We start from the raw sequence: 18,658 nt of genomic DNA, 5'->3' as shown, positions 1-18,658 counted from the left end.
GAGAATGAAGCCAGCAACAGTTCCGGCAGGTTCCATGGCTCAGTCGGCGACCCACCGCCTCGGTCACGTGGCCCTGCGGGTGCAGGACATGGACCGTGCCACGGCGTTCTATGGCTCGCTTGGTTTTCGGCTCACCTGGGAGGCCGACGACTGGGCCTATCTCCAGAACCCCCGCAATGGCGACGGCATTGCCCTGCTGAGCCCCAGCTACAAGGCGGCCGGTCCCCACGTCGCCTTCCACTTCTGTGAGCGCTGCGAGGTGGAGGAGGCCCATGCCCGCCTGGCGGCGGCCGGTCATCCGGTGGGGCCGGTGCATGACCACCGCGACGGCACGGCGTCCTTCTACTTTCAGGATTCCGAGGGCAACTGGCTGGAGATGCTCTACGAGCCAGCCGCCGGCATCCCCTCCAACGTGCCGGGCCAGGCCCCGATTCCCGTGCCGCCGCTGGCGGCTGAGCGCAGTTGATCCAGTCCCCCAGTGCGCCCCAGTCGGCGGTGCAGCACGACACGCTGGAGCTGCTGGAGTGGCCGCGCCTGGCCGGCCATGTCGCCAGCTTCGCCAGCACGGCGGCCGGCCGCAGCCATTGCCTCGATCTGCCCCTGGCGCCGAGCTGCGCCGCCAGTCAGAGTCTGCTGGCAGAAACCACCGAGTTGCTCGGCCTCGATGGTCTTGTGGAGGGTGGGCTCAGTTTTCAGGGGGTTGGTGACATCGCCGCCACCGTGCTGCTCTGCGCCAAGGAGGGCACCGCCGATGGCGAATCCCTGCTGCTGGTGGCCTCCACCCTGGCGGCGGCCAGGCGCCTGCGGCGGCAGATCGAGGATCCGGAGCTGCGGCCCACCAGCTCGGCTCTGGTGGCGGGGCTGCGCACCCTGCCCGAGCTGGAGCAGCGCCTGCATTTCTGCCTGGAGGAGGGTGGCCGGGTGGCGGATCGGGCCAGTCCCCCCCTGACCGGTCTGCGACGCCAGCTGCAGGGAGTGCGTGGCGAGCGGCGCGAGCGACTTCAGGATCTGCTGCGGCGCCATGCCGCTCTCCTGCAGGACACGGTGATCAGCGAGCGCAACGGTCGGCCCGTGCTGGCCGTGAAGGCCGGTGCGGCCAGCCAGTTGCCCGGCCTGGTGCATGACAGCTCCGCCTCGGGTCAGACGGTGTTCCTGGAACCCCAGGCCGTGGTGGCCCTCGGCAACCGCATCCGCGAGCTGGAGGGTCAGGAACGGGACCTGGAGCGGGAGGTGTTGCGGCAGCTCAGCGCAGCGGTGGCCGAGGAAGCTGCGGCGTTGCAGCACCTCCAGGCGGTGCTCGTCCAGCTGGATGCCGCCCTGGCCCGCGCCCGATATGGCGCCTGGCTCGGGGCGGTGCGGCCCCAGCTGCTCGAGGATCCAGAAGCGGCCTTCGAGCTGCGTGAGCTGCGCCACCCCCTGCTGCTCTGGCAGGAGCGGCGCGAGGCTGGCGCGCCGGTGGTGCCGGTGAGCCTCACCGTGGGCAACGACCTGCGCGTCGTGGCGATCACCGGCCCCAACACCGGCGGCAAAACGGTGACGCTCAAAAGCGTGGGGCTGGCGGCCCTGATGGCGCGAGCCGGTCTGTTTCTGCCCTGCTCCGGCACTCCCCGGTTTCCCTGGTGCGCCCAGGTGCTGGCCGACATCGGCGATGAGCAGTCGCTGCAGCAGAGCCTCTCCACCTTCAGTGGCCACATCCGCCGTATCGCCCGCATCCTCGCGGCCCTCGGCCCCGAGGATGCGGGCGCTTCGCTGGTGTTGCTCGATGAGGTGGGGGCCGGCACCGATCCGCAGGAGGGGTCGGCCCTGGCGGCGGCGCTGCTCAAGCATCTGGCGGATCGGGCCCGGCTCACGATCGCCACCACCCACTTCGGTGAGCTCAAGGCCCTCAAATACGGCGATCCGCGCTTCGAGAACGCCTCGGTGGCCTTCGACGTGGAGACCCTCTCGCCCACCTACCGGCTGCAATGGGGCATCCCGGGGCGCAGCAATGCCCTGGCGATCGCCACCCGTCTGGGTCTGGAGCCTGCGGTGGTGCAGGCGGCGGCGGCCCAGCTCGAGCCGGCCGGTGAAGGCGAGGTGAACCGGGTGATCGAAGGTCTCGAGGATGAGCGCCAGCGTCAGCAGCTGGCGGCGGAAGAGGCGGCGGCCCTGCTGGCCCGCACCGAGCTGCTGCATGAGGAGCTGCTGCTGCGCTGGCAGCAGCAGAAGGAGCAGACCGCCGAGCTGCAGGAGCGGCGGCGGCTGGAGCTGGAGCACTCGATTCGCGACGGCCAGAAGGAGGTGCGCCGCATCATTCGCCGGCTGCGGCAGGGGGCGGCCCGCGATGGCGGTGGTTCTGCGGCCAGCCTGGGGGAAACGGCCCGCCAGGCGGGGCAGCGGCTCAAGACCCTGGAGCGGCAGCACCGGCCCCAGCCCGAGCGGCGTGACCATCGCGGCTGGCAGCCCATGGTGGGCGATCGGGTGCGGCTCCTGGCCCTGGGCAAGGCCGCCGAAGTGCTGGCCATCTCAGGCGATGGCCGCGAACTCAACGTGCGCTGCGGTGTGCTGCGGCTCACCGTCGATCTGACGGCGATCGAGGGGTTGCATGGCGAGAAACCCACCCTGCCGGAGCCTGCCGCTGCCGTGGTGCAGATCCGCAGCCGCCGCTCGCCCGCCAGCCGCGGGCCGGATGTGCGCACCGAGGGCAACACCGTGGACGTGCGGGGGATGCGCGTCCATGAAGCCGAGGCGGCGGTGGAGGAACACCTGCGCGGTGCCAATGGCCCGGTGTGGGTGATCCACGGCATCGGAACAGGCCGGCTCAAACGAGGGCTGCGCGAGTGGCTGGCCGGTGTGCCCTACGTGGAGCGGGTGGGCGACGCGGAGCAGGGTGACGGCGGCCAGGGCTGCACGGTGATCTGGCCCCGGTGATCGGGCTTGGGTGATCAGGCTGGAGCCATCAGATCCGTCCGACGTCTGGAAGCTTCGGCTCGTGGTCCATGGGGACCGGCAGGGGCATGGGCAGGGCCTCGCCGGAGGCATCGAAGAACCGCCAGCCGGTCGGCTCCACCTCCAGGTGGATGGTCTGGCCCGGAGCCAGGTGCTGTGAGGGATCGGCCCGCAACAGCACCAGATGGCTGGTCTCCTGCAACCGGCAACTGATCAGTTGCTCGTTGCCGAGCGCCTCGAGATGGGTCACCTCGGCCGGCAGGTTGCGGTTGGTGGCGGGGGCCAGCCGTAGATGTTCCGGCCTCAGTCCAGCGGTCAGGCTGCTGGCTGAGGCGCTCTCGGCATGGGCGGCCAGGGCCTGGGTGACCGGCCCCTCCACCAGAAAGCGGCGTGAGCCCAGTTGCACCTGATCCCCGCCCAGGGCGATCACCGGCAGCAGATTCATCGGCGGGCTGCCGATGAACTGGGCCACAAACAGATTGGAGGGCCACTGGTAGAGCTCCATCGGCGTGCCCAGCTGTTGCAGCCGGCCGGCGTTGAGCACGGCGATGCGGTGGCCCATGGTCATCGCCTCCACCTGATCGTGGGTCACATAGAGGGTGGTGGTGCCAAGGCGTCGCTGCAGCTCGACGATCTGGGCGCGGGTGCCGGTGCGCAGTTTGGCGTCGAGATTGCTGAGCGGTTCATCCATCAGGAACACCGCCGGCGAGCGTGCAATCGCCCGCCCCAGGGCCACCCGCTGCTTCTGGCCGCCCGATAGCTCCTTGGGACGACGCTGCAGCAGCGGCTCCAGCTCCAGGGTCTCGGCCACCTCGGCGATGCGCCGTTCGATCCGCTCCTCGCGCTCGGAGGGCACCCGCAGCAGGGGCGGCAGCTGGCGACTGGCCCGGTGCAGGGCGTCCTGCAGTTGCTGGGGCGCGCTGCGGGGGCGGCTGCGCCGCAGACCGAAGCCGATGTTGTCCGCCACGCTCAGGTGGGGATAGAGGGCGTAGCTCTGGAACACCATGGCCACGTCACGCTGGCCGGGCCGCAGCCGGCTCACCGGATTGCCGCCCACATAGATCTCGCCACCGCTGGGGGTCTCCAGGCCCGCCAGCAGCCGCAACAGGGTGCTTTTGCCGCAGCCGGAGGGGCCCACCAGCACCAGGAATTCACCGTCGGCGATGGCCAGGTCCAGCTGGCGCAGCACAGAGACGGGCTCACTTCCGCGCCGCGGCGGATAGGTCTTGCTGACCTGCTGGAATCGAACCTCGGCCAAACCAGCCCTGCGACCCGGCGATCCTAGGGTTGTCGATCGCGGAGGTCCCGGTTGCGGAGTTCCGGCAGCGTCGTTCGCCTTGCCCGTCCCCCTTGCAATTCATTGATCAGGCCCGCATTGCCGTTCAGGGCGGGCGCGGTGGCGACGGCATCGTGGCCTTCCGCCGTGAAAAGTATGTGCCGGCTGGTGGGCCATCCGGAGGCGACGGTGGCCGTGGCGGCCATGTGCTGCTGGTGGCGGACAGCAACCTCCAGACCCTGCTCGACTTCAAATACAAGCGGCTGTTCGCCGCCGATGACGGCCGCCGTGGTGGGCCCAACCGTTCCACCGGCGCCAGTGGATCGCCGTTGGTGATCAAGGTGCCCTGTGGCACCGAAGTGCGTCACCTGCGCACCGGCATCCTGCTGGGTGATCTCACCGAACCCGGCGACGAGTTGTTGGTGGCCGCCGGTGGCCGCGGTGGCCTCGGCAACGCGCACTACCTCAGCAACCGCAACCGGGCCCCCGAGAAGTTCACCGAAGGCAAGGAGGGGGAGCATTGGCCGCTGCAGCTCGAGCTCAAGCTGCTGGCGGAAGTGGGCATCATCGGCTTGCCCAATGCCGGCAAGAGCACTCTGATTTCGGTGCTGTCCGCAGCCCGGCCCAAAATCGCCGATTACCCCTTCACCACCCTGGTGCCCAATCTGGGTGTGGTGCGCCGCCCCACCGGTGATGGCACAGTCTTTGCTGACATCCCCGGCCTGATTGCCGGCGCAGCCCAGGGGGCGGGCCTGGGTCACGATTTTCTGCGCCACATCGAGCGCACCCGCCTGCTCCTCCATCTGGTCGATGTCGGTGCTCCTGATGTGGAGCGGGATCTGGCCGTGGTGGAGGAAGAGCTCAAGGCCTATGGCCACGGCCTGTCGGAACGGCCGCGGCTGGTGGTGCTCAACAAGCTGGAGCTGCTCGATCCCGAGGAGCTGGAGGCGCTGCGCCTGCGGATCGAAGCTCGCCTCGGCCAGCCCGTGCTGACGATCTCGGCGGCGATGGCCCAGGGACTGGAGCCCCTCAAGCAGGCCGTGTGGCAGGCACTGGGCGTGGGCTGAGCGGCCCCTGATCTGGGTTTGAGCTGCTGGACGTTGCTCGGCTCGAGGCTGCTCCATGGGCGCAGGCTCTGACGGCGGAGGCTCTATCAGGGGCGCTCCGAAGGCAAAGCCCCACAACGGCAGGCGCTGTGGGGCTTCAAAGCAATTCAAGCCCCCAGAACGAAGGATCCCCCAGTCAAGGATCAGGGGAATGCAGCAGGTGCTTGCGTGATGACTGAGCCTGGATGAGCCTCAGCCTGGACAAGCCTCAGTCGTCGTAGACACGGCATTCGGGGGCTTCAGGGTTCAGATCGCAATACACCTCCAGGGAGGTTGGATCCTTGCTCTCTTCGGGGTGGTGCTCCTTGTATTCCTGCAGATCGTGAAGTTCGCCCTCGAGGTGACGCAGCTTGGCGAGGTCGCCGGAGGCACGGGCCGCTTCGAGCTCAGTCTGATCCTTCTGGATGTGCTCGTCGATCGTGTTCATGCAAATGCCGGCCGTGGCGCACCGGAGATCATCGGTTCCACCTTACGGGCCACAACCGCATCGGTGGGTCTCTGTGCGCTGCTGCTGATCTGCCGCAACGTGGCTATCAGCAAGGGCGTAGCCAGTGGAGCGCACGCGCATGGCACGCATCAGGCAACGGTTGGGCCGCCATTTCATCGATGAAGCTGGTCGCCTGTTCTGGATCAATGGCCCGGAGCATCACTGCTATCTCTCCGAGCAGCGCCAATGGCGGCGGGGCCTCATTTTCGGCGAGATCCTGGAGTGGAAGCAGTGTGCTCCCAGTGGCCTGGTGAGTCAGCGATTCCCGTCGCCGCAGGCGGCCTGTGAGGCCTACGAGCACGGCCTGGTCGCCTGGGCGCACGACCTCTATCTGCGCCGTATGGGCGATCAGATGGCCCTCCACCGTGGAGCCGACGACTACAAACCCACGGCCATGAAGCTGGCTGAGGCTGCTGGTGCACCGGTTCGCGCCCAGCCCTGGCGTTTGCCGGAACCCCTCGGCCCGGTTTGCGGCTTGCCGCCCCGCGGCGCCGAAACCGGTTCGGCGGGTTCGATCGGTCTGGAGATGGCCCATCCCCGCCGTCGCCGCCGCTCAGGCTGTCAGCTCGCTCAGCTCTAGCCAGCGCTCCTCCGCCGCTCCGATCCGCTCGATCAGCTCGGCCAGCTCCTGGGTGAGGCTCTCCAGGGCGGTGTAATCCTCGCCGCCCCCGGCGAGGCGTTGCTCCAGGTCGCGGCGGCGCTCCTCGAAGAGGGGCAGATTCCTGTCCAGCTCTTCCAGCTCGCGGTTCTCCTTGAAGCTGCGGCGGCGGGCCCGCTTCGGTGCGGCTGCGCTGGTCCCTGGGGCCGCGGCGGCCTGGGTCGCTGGAGTGGCGGAAACGGGCTCCGGTGGGGATTGGTCTGCAGGCGCCTGGCCGCGTCCGCTCTGATCTCTGCGCTCGAGGTAGGCGCTGTAGTTCCCCTCGAAACGCCGCAGCTCGCCGTCTTCGAAGCTGAACAGCCGATCCACGGTGCGATCGAGGAAGTAGCGATCGTGCGACACCACCACCACACAGCCGCGGAAGTCTTCGAGGAAGTCCTCCAGCACGCTGAGGGTGTGCACGTCGAGGTCGTTGGTGGGTTCATCGAGCAGCAGCACGTTCGGCGCTTCGATCAGCAGCCGGCAGAGGTGCAGGCGCCGCCGCTCACCGCCGGAGAGCTTGCTGACCGGCTGATGCTGCTGGGCCGGTGGAAACAGGAACCGTTCCAGCAGCTGCGAGGCGCTGAGCTCCACCCCGTCCACGTCCACGCGGCTGGCGGCATCCTTCACCACATCGATCACCTTGCGCTCCAGGGCCGGTGTGCCGTCGGCGCTGGCCTGCAGCAGCACATCGCTGTGCTGATCGAAGTAGGCCAGCTTCACGGTGCTGCCCAGCTCCAGGCTGCCGCCGCTGGGCTGCCGCCGACCGGCGATCACCTCCAGCAGGCTGGATTTGCCGACACCGTTCGGACCGATGATCCCCACCCGGTCTTCGGGGCTGAAGTCGTAGCTGAACTGGCGCAGCAGGGTGCGGCCCTGCTCCCCTTCGACGCTGCTCACGCACAGATCCTCGGCCGTGATCGCCCGTTTGCCGAGGCGCCGGCTGTTGGTGGTGAGGCTCACCTGGCCGCGACCCTGGCGCGGCGGCGTCTCCCGCAGGGCCTCGATGCGCTGCAGGCGGGCCTTCTGCTTGGTGCTGCGGGCCTTGGGGCCCTGGCGCAGCCAGGCCAGCTCGCGCCGCAGGGTGCCCTTGAATTTCGCGGCCGTGGCGGCTTCGGAGGCCTCCTCCTCGGCCCGGTGCTTGAGATAGGTGGCGTAATTGCCCTCGTAGGGCCGGGCTTCACCCTGTTCCACGGCCACGATCCGCCGGGTCACCCGGTCGAGCACGTAGCGGTCGTGGGTGACGAGCACCAGCGCACCGGGAAAGCGGCCCAGATAGCTCTGCAGCCATTCCACCCCGTGGGCATCGAGGTGGTTGGTGGGTTCATCGAGCAGCAGCACGTCCGGTTCGGCCACCAGGGCGGCCGCCAGGGCCACCCGCCGGCGGAAGCCACCGGACAGATCACCGAGCCGCTGGTGGCCGTCGCCCAGCCCCAGCCGCTGCAGCACCTCGCGGCACTGCTGCTCCAGCTGCCAGCCGTTGCTGCGGTCCAGCTGGGCCTGGAGGTCGCTGAGCTCAGCCAGCCGCGCTCCGTCTTCGGGATTGGCCGCCACCGCATGGCTGAGCTGCTCGTAGCGCAGCAGCAGGTCGGCCTTCTCGCCGCAGTCTGCCCAGACCTGCTCGAGCACGGTGTTCTCGGGATCGAAGACGGGGTCCTGGTCCACCAGCACCACCCGGGTTCGGCTGGCGCAGCGCCGCTCGCCGCTGCCCAGGGGTTCGAGGCCGGCCAGCACCCGTAGCAGGGTGGATTTACCGGCGCCATTGGGGCCGATCAGCCCGAGCCGCTCCCGCTCCCCCACATGCAGGGTCAGGTTCTCGAACAGGGTGCGGATGCCGAAGTCCTTGCCGGCATCCACCAGGCTGATCAGGCTCATGGGTCAGGTGGGCTGCGGGGCGGGCCGGTGTTCAGCCTCGCAAGCCGTCGGCCGCCGGGGCCTGCCGTTGCCGCTCCATCTCCTCGAACACGCTCTTGTCGCCCACATCCGCAGCGGCCGGCATCGGGAATTTGCGCAGACACAACAGCAGCAGCAGGGCGCTTTCGGTTGCCAGCAGCGCCACCGTGGCGCCGGGATCGAGCAGGCCACTGAGACGGCCCAGCAGGGCCAGCGGCAGCAGCAGGGTCACACCGATGGCTTCGGGCCGCCGGAAGCAGAAGAACTCCTTGAAGCCCACCCCGGCCAGGGCCGCGAAGAAGGGGCCGATCGCCAGGATCCAGAGCGGCTGGCGTGCCAGCTCCGGCAGCATGGCGCTGGCACCGGCCTGGGCGGCCAGCGCGATTCCGCCCAGGCAGCCCAGCAGCCAGAACACCTGCAGGGCCCGGTGCAGGGGCCGCAGATAGATGTGAATCCAGCGCAGGGCCAGCCCCAGGCCCGCCGCCATCACCAGCAGCCAGGGCCAGACCAGATCCGGTCCCCACTGGCGCCACTGCAGCAGCAGGCCCAGCTGGCCGATGGCCACGGCCGTGAGGGCGAGCCGATAGCCCAGCACCTCACGGCGGTCGTCGGCCGTGATGGTGTAGGGGCCGTAGTAGCCCTCGTGGACGGCATCAGGACTCTGCATCGATCCTCTGGCAGGAAACGGCTGGGGTGCCGTTCACCAGTGTGGCCAGGGCCGGGCCTGCCGGGACAATGCCGGAGGGGTGCAGCGGAAACAGGCTGCCGAAGTAATCGGCCCGCCAGTGCTCCGGCCAGCAGGTGGCTGCCACACCGGCCAGGCCGTAGAAGCGCTGGCGCCAGCGCCACAGGGCCGGCAACTGCCACAGCGGCAGGCGGCTGCAGCCGAACAGGGGCGCGTAGACGAGCTCCAGGCGGATCAGGGTGGGAAACAGGATCACGTCCGCCAGGGAGGGCTCGCTGCCGCCGCAGAGCCAGGGGCCTGGGTTCCCGGCAGCTGGCGGCAGCTTGGCTTCGGCCGCGGCGAGGACCTCATCCGCGGCGCAGAGGGTGCTGAACAGGGCTGCCTCGGCCCGGTCGTAGGCCGCCTGGTTGCGGGCAAATCCGCAGCGGTACACGCCATCGTTGACGCTGTGCTGCAGCCGCTCTCGCCACTCCTGGATCAGGTTGGAGTGCGACGCCGGAGCCAGATCGCAGGCGCTGGAAGGTGCGGGCCATTGATTGAGCAGCTCGATCAGCACCGCGCTTTCGTTCACCAGGATCCGCCCCTCGGTGCGGCTGTAGAGGCAGGGCACCGTGGCGGGTCCGTGGGCCGGCGCTGCGCTGGCGCCAGGGGCACGGCGCTGGTAAAGCTCCGCCAGGGTGGAGCAGCCCTCGAAGGGTTCTGTAAAGCACCAGCGCCCTCCCCGTCGGTCGGGTTCCACCACCTGCAGCGTGATCGTGGCGTCCAGCTGGCGCAGGGTCCAGACCAGCCAGGCCCGGTGGGCCCAGGGGCAGCTGCGGCCCACGATCAGCACGTGGTGGCCAGCCTCGCCGGCCCGCGGCGGCAGGGGGGGCAGCTGGCCGTAGGCGGCGGCCGGACGCCGGTAGTTGCCCTCGGCATCAGCCGGCCCCAGACCGCCCATCAGCTGACGCCACTGCCATTCCCAGACCTGGCGAACCGCTTGCACCACGGGGGCGGGGGGGCGCATGGGATGGCAGCGAACAGTTCCAACTCTCGGCCAGCGCTGCGCCAGGCTGGGCAGCGAGCGATCGTGCAGGCAGCCCATGAGCGGTGGTGACAGGGCTCGGGTGTTGGTGGTGGCAGGAACCCACGGCAACGAGCGCAATGCCCCCTGGTTGCTGGACGCCTGGCGGCGACAGCCGGCCCTGCTCGATCGCAGTGGACTGGCCTTGGAGCTGGTGCTGGGCAACCCCGAAGCCCATGCGTCGAACTGCCGCTATCGCGATCGCGACCTCAACCGCTGCTTCGTGCCGGACCTGCTGGACGATCCCGCCGAGGATGCCTACGAGATGCAGCGGGCCCGTGAACTGATCCGCCGCCACGGCCCCGAGGGGACGCAGCCCTGCCTGGTGGCGCTCGATCTGCACAGCACAACGGCAGCCATGGGCAACAGCCTGGTGGTCTACGGCCGGCGCCCGCCGGATCTGGCCTTGGCGGCCGCCCTGCAGGGAACATTGGGTCTTCCGGTTTATTTGCATGAGGCCGATCCCCACCAGAGCGGTTTTCTGGTGGAGCGCTGGCCCTGCGGCCTGGTGGTGGAGGTGGGGCCGGTGCCGCAGGGGGTGGTGGTGCCGGCGATCTGCGTCCAGACCCAGCTGGCTGTGGAGGCGTCGCTGGCGGCCCTGGCGGCGGCGGGCCGCGGTCAGCTGCGTCTGCCGCGACAGCTGGTGGTGCATCGCCATCTCCTCATCCTCGATCTGCCCCGCCATGCCCATGGTGCTGTGGCGGCCTGCTTTGACCCGCGACGGATGCACCGCGATTGGCAGCCGATGTGGCCCGGTGATCCGCTTTTTCTGGGGGAAGAGGGGCAACCCCTTCCCTACGTGCCGCCACCGGGTCTGGAGTCTGAACCGGTCTGGCCGGTGTTCCTCAACGAGGCGGCCTATGGCGAGAAAGGGATTGCCCTGAGTCTGACCAGGCGTGAGAGTTGGCCGGTGGACAGCGCCTGGTCCGAGGCGCTCGGTGCCGTTGCCTCTCTCCTGGCACTCGAGCAGGAGTGATCTTGCTCTGGTCCCAGGCCTGCCGATCTCAGCTCTGAGGCGGTGCGGGATCAGACTCAACGGGCGCATCCCCGGGTTCCGTCTGAATGGGCGGCCGTGGCTCGCCGTTGTAGATCACGCTCACCACCTCGCGGCCATCCGGAGAGATCAGGATCTCGGTCTCCACCGTGGGCGGCAGATCAAGCTGTTCCCATCCGGGTTGTCCCCCCAGAAAGCGGAACAGGAATCCTTGAGCATCGGCCGAGATCAGGCAGTCATTGTCCTGCGAGGTGGAGCGGAACATGCAGGAGGCCGGCCGATAGACCCCGAGGCCGCCATTGAGCTTCACAGCCGCGTTGCGGGCCAGGTTGAGGGCGCGGATGCCGCTGTAAGGCGACGGCATTCCGTTGTCCAGTTGCGCTAAGCGGGTTTCGGCCGGAGCAGGGGCTTCAGCCAGCGGCGAGGTGGCCAGGGCCGCCGGGACAGCCAGGCTCAGGGGCGCAACTGCGGCCAGGGAACCCGCCAGGACAGCTTGCAGTGCCTGCGGGGACAGGGAGGCGCGCATGGGAGAAGGGAGAGAAGCGGAATGGCCCGCTAGCTCAGCGGCGCTGACTCAGCTTGTCAAGCTGGGGATGGCCGGCATCAACCGCAGACCAGGGTGCCCTGTTCCTTGGTGCAGGGCAGGTCACTGCTGCTGCCATCAGCCCAGTAGATGCGGAGGCGATCGTCGTCGCTGCCGCTGCGAAGGGTGAGCGACTTCACGGGTCCGGCGGGGGGCTTGCCGTCCCGATCGGCCGGATCGCGGGGCGTTGTGGCATTGAGCTTCTGCTCCAGCTGCTGCACTTTCAGCTCCAACTGATTGAGACGCTGCTGCTGGCCTGCATCCACCTTGATCGGTTGCGCCACCTTCGGCTGGCAGGCCGCCAGCAGCCACGCCGAGCTGAGCAGCACCAGGGCACCTCCGTTGCGGAGAAAGGGAAAGCGTTGCGGCGTGATGGTCATGCCCTGGTGATGGAGCGAGACCCGAACTCCTAGCAGTGCGCCACCGCGTTGACCACGCGCCGGAGCCTGGGGCCGTTGCTGGAGCCCAGGCGTGGAGCCCAGCGCAGCCCAGGGGCAGAGGGAGGGGAAGCCGCCCCAGCCAGAAACTTCATGAACCCCCCTTTACAGATCCGCAACATTCCTTTACGCTCATGCACAGGCGGATCGCCTCTGTGGAGGGTTTCCCCTCAACGGAAATCCGTCCATACCTCTTCCGGAGCCTCCAGGCCCTGGATTACCAACCCCTGTTCTCATGACCACCACTCTCCAGCAGCGCCAAGGCGCTTCTGCGTGGAATCAGTTTTGCGAGTGGGTCACCTCCACCAACAACCGCCTCTATGTGGGCTGGTTCGGTGTGCTGATGATCCCGACGCTGCTGAGCGCCACCATCTGTTTCATCGTTGCCTTCATCGCCGCTCCCCCCGTCGACATCGACGGCATCCGTGAGCCCGTTGCCGGCAGCCTGATCTACGGCAACAACATCATCTCCGGTGCTGTTGTTCCCTCCAGCAACGCCATCGGCCTGCACTTCTACCCCATCTGGGAAGCCGCCAGCCTCGACGAGTGGCTGTACAACGGCGGTCCTTACCAGCTGGTGGTGTTCCACTTCCTGATCGGCGTCTTCGCCTACATGGGCCGCGAGTGGGAACTGTCCTACCGCCTCGGCATGCGCCCCTGGATCTGCGTCGCCTACAGCGCCCCCGTGGCCGCTGCCAGCGCCGTGTTCCTGATCTACCCCTTCGGTCAGGGTTCCTTCTCTGACGGCATGCCCCTCGGCATCTCGGGCACCTTCAACTACATGCTGGTGTTCCAGGCTGAGCACAACATCCTGATGCACCCCTTCCACATGCTGGGTGTGGCCGGTGTGTTCGGCGGCAGCCTGTTCTCCGCCATGCACGGCTCCCTGGTGACTTCGTCGCTGGTGCGTGAAACCACCGAGAGCGAGAGCCAGAACTATGGCTACAAGTTCGGCCAGGAAGAAGAGACCTACAACATCGTGGCTGCCCACGGTTACTTCGGTCGCCTGATCTTCCAATACGCCTCCTTCAACAACAGCCGCAGCCTCCACTTCTTCCTGGCTGCCTGGCCTGTGGTGGGCATCTGGTTCACTGCCCTGGGCGTGAGCACGATGGCCTTCAACCTGAACGGTTTCAACTTCAACCAGTCGATCCTCGACGGCCAGGGCCGCGTGGTGAACACCTGGGCTGATGTGCTGAACCGCGCTGGTCTGGGCATGGAAGTGATGCACGAGCGCAACGCTCACAACTTTCCCCTCGATCTGGCCGCCGCTGAAGCCACCCCCGTGGCTCTGATGGCTCCTTCGATCGGCTGAGGCTAAGCCCTAATCCAACAGGCAATCAGCACGTCGATTTCGGAATACCGACTTCGAAAATTAATTGCTGGTCAAGCCCTTCTCCTCAGGAGAAGGGCTTTTTTTAATTCCTGTGAATCGATCCTCTGAATTCTGGATCACGAGCTCAACAGACCGAACGTACGGATCCGTGTCAATGGGGTTGCTTGCTCTGCCAACGGTTGAGCTGAGCCAGGGCTTCGTAAGCCCTCTGCTTTCGCAGCCAGACATCCAATGATCCGCCATGATCCGGATGCCAGGCCATGCTGCGACGACGCCACTGCTGTCGAATCTCGCTCCAGGAGGTGCTCGGATTCAGGTCGAGCTCGAGGCAACAGCGCGTTCGAAAGGTTGACAGCTGATCAAGGGTCAGGGCGATTCGCTTGCCATCCAGATCAAAGACTTCGCCAACCCTGATCCTTGCTCGTCTGGCTCTGGCTCGGTTGGCTTGCTGCGCTGTTGCGGCGGCACGGGCATAGGCTTCAGCATCACGACGGAGTCGCTCTGCTCGGATCTTGACCCTTGCCGCTTCGGTCCAGTGGTCCAGGATCCACCAGGTCATGATCCAGGCGCTATAGGACAGGATCAGTCCGATCAGAACTGCCGCCAGGCCCAGGAAGAGAAGCAAAACCAGCGACATGGACGACAAGATTTATGGAGTCGTCAATACTCTTTTGCCGTCAGGAAAAAAGAAAGTCTTCTCAGCCAAGAACGTTGCCGCCAGGTATGCTGGTGCGCGATAAAGTGGGTTCAGTGCTTAGAGTGAAGAGATATTCTTGATCGCCTTTTTGGCTAACTTCTCGAAGCGACGACGACATTTCTCTGAGCAGAAACGATTGCTGCTGTCGGAGCAGACATACTCTGTCCCGCAGTTGGCGCAGGATGCCGTTATCGATTGACTCGGATGGAATTTATCGCGTATATCTGCAAGCAAGGAAGAGAGAAGCCGAAGGTTAAAGAGCTCGTCATGGTCTGTGCAGACGCCTATCTCGCCGAGGATAGTTGCTTCGTATCGCCCCACAAGCTCCTCAAGAATTTTGGCTTCTGTAGGAGTCAGCTCAATGTGTCTGCAGGGATTGGATGACACTTCTGATCTTCTTGGGCAGATCCTGGAGCCGTAAATTAGCATGGCTGTCATCATGCTGCCCGGTGTATCCATGAGCGCGCTGGTCCAGCGGCAGCTCACTGTCAATCTCTGGGGGCATCTCAGTGGTGGCTTCGGGCTTGGGGAAGGGGCGCGCTGTACGATGCGCAGCCTCCAGGCAGCGGGTGTGCGGGTTCAAGTGCATGATTTGCCCTTGGCCACCCATGTGAATGATCAGCCAACTCGGCCAGCTGCTCAAATCCTCCCGGCAGCGGTGGATCTGATTCATACCAATCCCAATGTTCTCCGCCAAACGGACGGTCTGGCGGAGCGTCTGCAGCTCAAGGCTCCATTGCGCATTGGCTTCTGGGCATGGGAGCTCGAAGACTTTCCCAGTGGCTGGGAGTCTGGATTCATCGGTCTGGATCAGCTCTGGTGTCCTTCCAGCTTTTCGGCCACGAGTCTTGGGCTGCGCAGTCCGATCCCTGTGACGCCGTTGCCTCATCTGATTGATTGGGAGCGTGCCGATGCCATCCACAGGCAACGCCAGGTCTTGAAGCGCCAGAGATCGACTGCGGATTTTGTCTGTGTCTATCTGTTTGATTTATGGAGCACGGTTGGGCGTAAAAATCCCTATGGCGTGATTGACGCTTTTCAGCAGGCTTTCCCTTTCAGTCAGGCTGCTGGCCATAGGTTGCCTGATGCGCGGCTTGTGCTCAAAGTAGGCAGTGGCTCGCAGTTCCCTCAAGAGCTTGCATCATTACGGCAGCGAATATCACATGATTCCCGAATTCAATTGATTGATGCGCATCTAACCCGTGAACAGCTGGATCAAATTCTGATCAACAGTGATGTGATGATCCATCTCCACCGTGCCGAAGGCTTTGGTTTGGCAATGGCAGAAGCGATGGCGGCGGGCATTGCCGTTGTGGCAACGGGATATTCGGGAAACCTTGACTTCATGCCGCCCGGTAGTTCGGCCTTGGTTGATGCTGACCTTGTGCCTATTCTTTGCTCAGAGGGTGATTATCGTTGTGGCTCATTCTGGGGAGAGCCGAACATTGACCAAGCAGCTACTTATCTTCGTGCGCTATCGACAGACCCTGATGTCCGGTTCAGGCTGAGTCAATCGGGTCGTCAAGCCGTTCAGCGTCTGCTTGCTCCTGAGCGTTTGGGAAAAATTGTGAAACAACGTCTAGGTTGCTTGCTGGCACAGGCAGGGCGTGCCGAACTGATCAGGAACCTGCCACTGGAGAACCCGTTTCGGGTCTTGGAGGGACAAATTGATGAGCGATTTAGATTGCGTTAGCCAAACGAGAAGTTACTCTCAAATGAGGACCAGCTGGATACGTTGAAGCGAGATAGACTTGCAATCTGAGAGAATCTTGTGAGTCCTGAGTTACGGTTTAGATTGATCATTGAGGCACTGCTCGATTGCAATGGCGAATAATCAATCGCTAATTGACTAAAATCTGAACCATAGGAATCTGCGCCCATCAGCAATGTCTCCAAGGGGGCAATCGGCAGTAGCGTCGCATCGCCAATGCCGCTGGAGTCCGAAGCAGTTAGGATGGTTGAGCCAAACCTTATCCTGTCACTAAGGCCGTACGTACCATTAATGCCCATATTGAATTGAATGTCGGGGAGCTCGAAGATATTGACCGGGCTAGTGTCAAACCCACTGCCAACAATAAACGTGTCCTTGCCGGCTCCACCAAGTACCTCGGAGGAGGGAGTGTCATCTGCTTCCGTCCAGGGAGTCCAACGCAGATAGATCAGGTCTTCGCCTTCGCCTGCGTCAATGTATTGGCCGGGCTTTGAGGAGACCGCGAACTGGTCCGATTGATTGGTGCCGATGACGGCTTCGATATTGGTGAGTGCGCCAGGGGTTGCGTTGCCAATCCCACTTGCAATGCCGGCATCAAGGTCAACGACCACTGATTGACTGCGATTGCTGAAGTCAAGCAGGTCAAAACCATCGCCACCGTCAAGAGATCCATCCAGGCTTCCGGTTGACGACATGACAACGCTGTCATCACCGTTGCCGAGCTTGATCGACTCAATGTTGGTAAGCGTTACTCCAGCAACAACAGCGGCATTGTTACCATTAACCAGCAGCTCAACCCCAGAAGGCGTGTCGATCGTGGCCTGATCAAGCCCGGCTTGGCCATCGATCTCGGCAATGATCGGCAGACTGGAGAGTGTGATGTTGTCCGATTGATTGCCTCCCCGCAGCCTGACTGCACCTTGGCTGTCCAGAGTCAAGGAATTCTCGGCATTGGCAAGATCAATCAGGCTGGTTCCTGCCCCACTCCTGATGGTCGAATCCAGCATGGATCCGCCCGTGACCAACTGATTGAAACCATTGCCAAGGTCAATCAAGGAATCAACAACTGCACCATCGAGAATGGCGGTATCGTTTCCGTCGCCAAGCAGAATCTGGGAATCCAACAGGGCTATGGACTGGAGCTGGCCTCCAATCGCAAGCTTGGATTGATCGCCTTCGGAAACCGAACCATCCAGATGAACATGGGAGGAGACAAAGAGATTGTCGTTTCCTCCAGCGGTGTCAAGAAGACTATTGGAAAGCCCGATTGCACGTGCATTGAGATTGAAGACTCCTTGAGGAGCATCAGCCGAATTGAGGAAGCTGGATGGGGAGAGGAATCCCGAATGCTCCAGGAAAATCTCGGTGGAATCTGCATTCCCAATTGTGCTGATGATCTCTACAGTGTCGCCCCAGTCTCCAAGTCTGATTGTGCTGTCCGCCACGGCCTGCGTCAGCAGGTCAAAATTCAGGCTTGTTGTGTGAAGATCGGTCAGTCCAAAAAATTCGAAGCCAGTGGTGGCCTGGGCTCCAACAATCGTGGGCTGCAGGTTGCTGACCAGTTCGCTGGCCTGCATGGCGATGGTCTGGATTGATGCGGTGGCGCTGCTGCCGCCTGTGCCCTCCATGACCAGGTTGAAGAGATCGCTCGCCTGGATCAAGAAGACGTCAGTATCGGCGCCGCCGGTCAGATTGCTGTTCAGAGCAGCGATGTTGGAAGACAGAATCTCCAACTGAACAGGGGTAAACGTGCTCTTCGCAACTGGATTGACCTGTTGGCTGGATACAACCACAAGCTGATCAATATCTGATCCCCGCAGGTCGAGCGTAACGCCGTCAAGAGCGGCCTGATTGATCTGTGAGGTTGACGACGCCCCGTCAAACACAGAGGAGGCAACGGCGTCGGTCCCGGTATTGACCTGAACCAGTAAAACCTTGGGTGGAGGGAGGACTTCTGCGGGAGATTCGAGACCTACATTGATTGGGCGGGATGAATTGAAATCTGAGTTGCCGAATGAGCGATCATTGATCAGGGTCGTTGATGCACTCAGTTCATTGGGTTGAAAATAATTGGGATCCAATCCGCGCGACGTAGGCGCTTGGCCAAAAAGCGGATTGCTTGGCTGGTTAGGCTTGAGCGGATTGGTCGCCGTCGAATCGCTGGAGCGGTTGCGAGAAGAATTACCCAGCAGAAAGTCGTTGAGGGTGTCTAATCCACTGGCGCTGAGGGAGACAGCACCACCACTGCCACCGCCACCTGAGCTGCCACCGATCCGTCCGGACGTGGTTGCACCGAATTCACCAATGGCAGGCAGGCCATCTTCGGTTGAAGACTGAAGATTGGCTTGAGTCAGGGGAGACGGGAAAAAGTTTGCACCGGCAAAGCCTCCCTGAACGCTGATCCCACTCCCCAGATTCAGTGGGGATAAATTGAGCAAATCTGGATTCTGATTTGCAGAATCTCCTGCTGTTTTGAGTTGGTCTGCGGGGGCAACGACGGGCCCGCTAGCTTTCCCGATGGCAATGGGCTCAAATTCACCAGTTCGGAGCCACTCATCACTTGAACCGATATCAATCTGTGCCAGCGGAATCTGCGTGTCCTTGAGGGTGTAGACGAGAAACAGCCCCAGGGCGGACCCGGTTAAGATTCCTTCAAGAGATACTCTGCGGCCATCGCGCTTCAGGGAGAGAGCGTCCTGGAATTCGCTGATGCTGGAGTCCATCGAATTCTTGCGTGCTTCAGGATGGGTTGACCCGTCCGACCAAGTTAACCCCAAACTCCGAGGTCGACCACGATATTTCAGGATGTGTCGGCTTGGCTTCTG

The 18,658-nt window shown here is 64.3% G+C and carries 15 protein-coding genes; 7 read left to right on the top strand and 8 right to left on the bottom strand.

All coding sequences use genetic code 11. The features are described from left to right. The first annotated feature begins 34 nt into the window (after positions 1 to 34). Positions 35 to 466 (top strand): VOC family protein, encoded by a 432-nt coding sequence (locus H8F24_RS01455; RefSeq protein ID WP_197156971.1) that lies wholly within the window; start codon positions 35 to 37, stop codon positions 464 to 466. Next, positions 466 to 2,910 carry an endonuclease MutS2 gene (locus H8F24_RS01450; RefSeq protein WP_197158895.1) on the top strand — a complete coding sequence of 815 codons (2,445 nt, stop codon included), beginning with the start codon at positions 466 to 468 and terminating at the stop codon, positions 2,908 to 2,910. Before H8F24_RS01455 ends, H8F24_RS01450 begins: the two co-directional genes overlap by 1 nt. A 28-nt stretch (positions 2,911 to 2,938) precedes the next feature. Here H8F24_RS01450 and H8F24_RS01445 read toward each other — a convergent pair whose 3' ends face one another. Continuing rightward, positions 2,939 to 4,186 (bottom strand): ABC transporter ATP-binding protein, encoded by a 1,248-nt coding sequence (locus tag H8F24_RS01445; protein ID WP_197156970.1) that lies wholly within the window; start codon positions 4,184 to 4,186, stop codon positions 2,939 to 2,941. 92 nt (positions 4,187 to 4,278) lie between these two features. On the opposite strand from H8F24_RS01445, the gene cgtA reads away from it, so the two are divergent. After that, complete coding sequence (gene cgtA, locus H8F24_RS01440) at positions 4,279 to 5,271, top strand: Obg family GTPase CgtA (protein WP_197156969.1); 993 nt, start codon at positions 4,279 to 4,281, stop codon at positions 5,269 to 5,271. Positions 5,272 to 5,518: 247 nt separating this feature from the next. Here cgtA and H8F24_RS01435 read toward each other — a convergent pair whose 3' ends face one another. Next, positions 5,519 to 5,737, bottom strand: a complete 219-nt coding sequence (locus H8F24_RS01435) for a Calvin cycle protein CP12 (protein WP_197170647.1) — start codon at positions 5,735 to 5,737, stop codon at positions 5,519 to 5,521. A 139-nt stretch (positions 5,738 to 5,876) separates the two neighbouring features. On the opposite strand from H8F24_RS01435, the gene H8F24_RS01430 reads away from it, so the two are divergent. Continuing rightward, the gene (locus tag H8F24_RS01430) at positions 5,877 to 6,377 is read left to right on the top strand and encodes a hypothetical protein (RefSeq protein WP_197170646.1); all 501 of its coding nucleotides are present in this window, start codon (positions 5,877 to 5,879) and stop codon (positions 6,375 to 6,377) included. Here the strand turns inward: H8F24_RS01430 and H8F24_RS01425 are convergent. The 3 genes from H8F24_RS01425 to H8F24_RS01415 are packed head-to-tail and all read right to left on the bottom strand — an operon-like array spanning position 6,351 to position 10,018. Continuing rightward, the gene (locus H8F24_RS01425; RefSeq protein ID WP_197170645.1) at positions 6,351 to 8,309 is read right to left on the bottom strand and encodes an ABC-F family ATP-binding cassette domain-containing protein; all 1,959 of its coding nucleotides are present in this window, start codon (positions 8,307 to 8,309) and stop codon (positions 6,351 to 6,353) included. The genes H8F24_RS01430 and H8F24_RS01425 overlap by 27 nt on opposite strands. Before the next feature lie 31 nt (positions 8,310 to 8,340). Then, the gene (locus H8F24_RS01420; RefSeq protein WP_197156964.1) at positions 8,341 to 8,994 is read right to left on the bottom strand and encodes a DUF2301 domain-containing membrane protein; all 654 of its coding nucleotides are present in this window, start codon (positions 8,992 to 8,994) and stop codon (positions 8,341 to 8,343) included. Further along, positions 8,981 to 10,018 (bottom strand): glutathione S-transferase C-terminal domain-containing protein, encoded by a 1,038-nt coding sequence (locus tag H8F24_RS01415; protein ID WP_197170644.1) that lies wholly within the window; start codon positions 10,016 to 10,018, stop codon positions 8,981 to 8,983. Before H8F24_RS01415 ends, H8F24_RS01420 begins: the two co-directional genes overlap by 14 nt. Positions 10,019 to 10,094: 76 nt before the next feature. Here H8F24_RS01415 and H8F24_RS01410 point away from each other — a divergent pair, with 76 nt between their 5' ends. Continuing rightward, on the top strand, positions 10,095 to 11,051 hold the full coding sequence (locus H8F24_RS01410) for an aspartoacylase (protein WP_197170643.1): 957 nt from the start codon (positions 10,095 to 10,097) through the stop codon (positions 11,049 to 11,051). A gap of 28 nt (positions 11,052 to 11,079) precedes the next feature. Here the strand turns inward: H8F24_RS01410 and H8F24_RS01405 are convergent, their stop codons facing one another. Beyond that, positions 11,080 to 11,595, bottom strand: coding sequence for a hypothetical protein (locus H8F24_RS01405; RefSeq protein WP_322758373.1), 516 nt, complete (start codon positions 11,593 to 11,595; stop codon positions 11,080 to 11,082). Positions 11,596 to 11,672: 77 nt separating this feature from the next. Then, positions 11,673 to 12,032, bottom strand: coding sequence for a hypothetical protein (locus tag H8F24_RS01400; RefSeq protein ID WP_197156959.1), 360 nt, complete (start codon positions 12,030 to 12,032; stop codon positions 11,673 to 11,675). Positions 12,033 to 12,324: 292 nt separating this feature from the next. Between H8F24_RS01400 and psbA the strand changes: the two genes are divergently transcribed. Beyond that, positions 12,325 to 13,404 (top strand): photosystem II q(b) protein, encoded by a 1,080-nt coding sequence (gene psbA / locus H8F24_RS01395; RefSeq protein ID WP_197156957.1) that lies wholly within the window; start codon positions 12,325 to 12,327, stop codon positions 13,402 to 13,404. A 1,175-nt stretch (positions 13,405 to 14,579) separates the two neighbouring features. Then, a complete protein-coding gene (locus tag H8F24_RS01390; RefSeq protein ID WP_197158893.1) occupies positions 14,580 to 15,815 on the top strand; it encodes a glycosyltransferase family 4 protein in 1,236 nt (411 codons plus the stop codon). Here the strand turns inward: H8F24_RS01390 and H8F24_RS01385 are convergent. Beyond that, positions 15,812 to 18,556 (bottom strand): hypothetical protein, encoded by a 2,745-nt coding sequence (locus tag H8F24_RS01385; protein ID WP_197170642.1) that lies wholly within the window; start codon positions 18,554 to 18,556, stop codon positions 15,812 to 15,814. The genes H8F24_RS01390 and H8F24_RS01385 overlap by 4 nt on opposite strands. Positions 18,557 to 18,658 lie beyond the last annotated feature (102 nt).

The sequence above is a fragment of the Synechococcus sp. CBW1002 genome, assembly GCF_015840915.1.
GTDB lineage: Bacteria > Cyanobacteriota > Cyanobacteriia > PCC-6307 > Cyanobiaceae > CBW1002.
The sequence above is the reverse complement of the archived record's forward strand: the minus strand, read 5'-3'. Positions and strand labels throughout refer to the sequence as shown.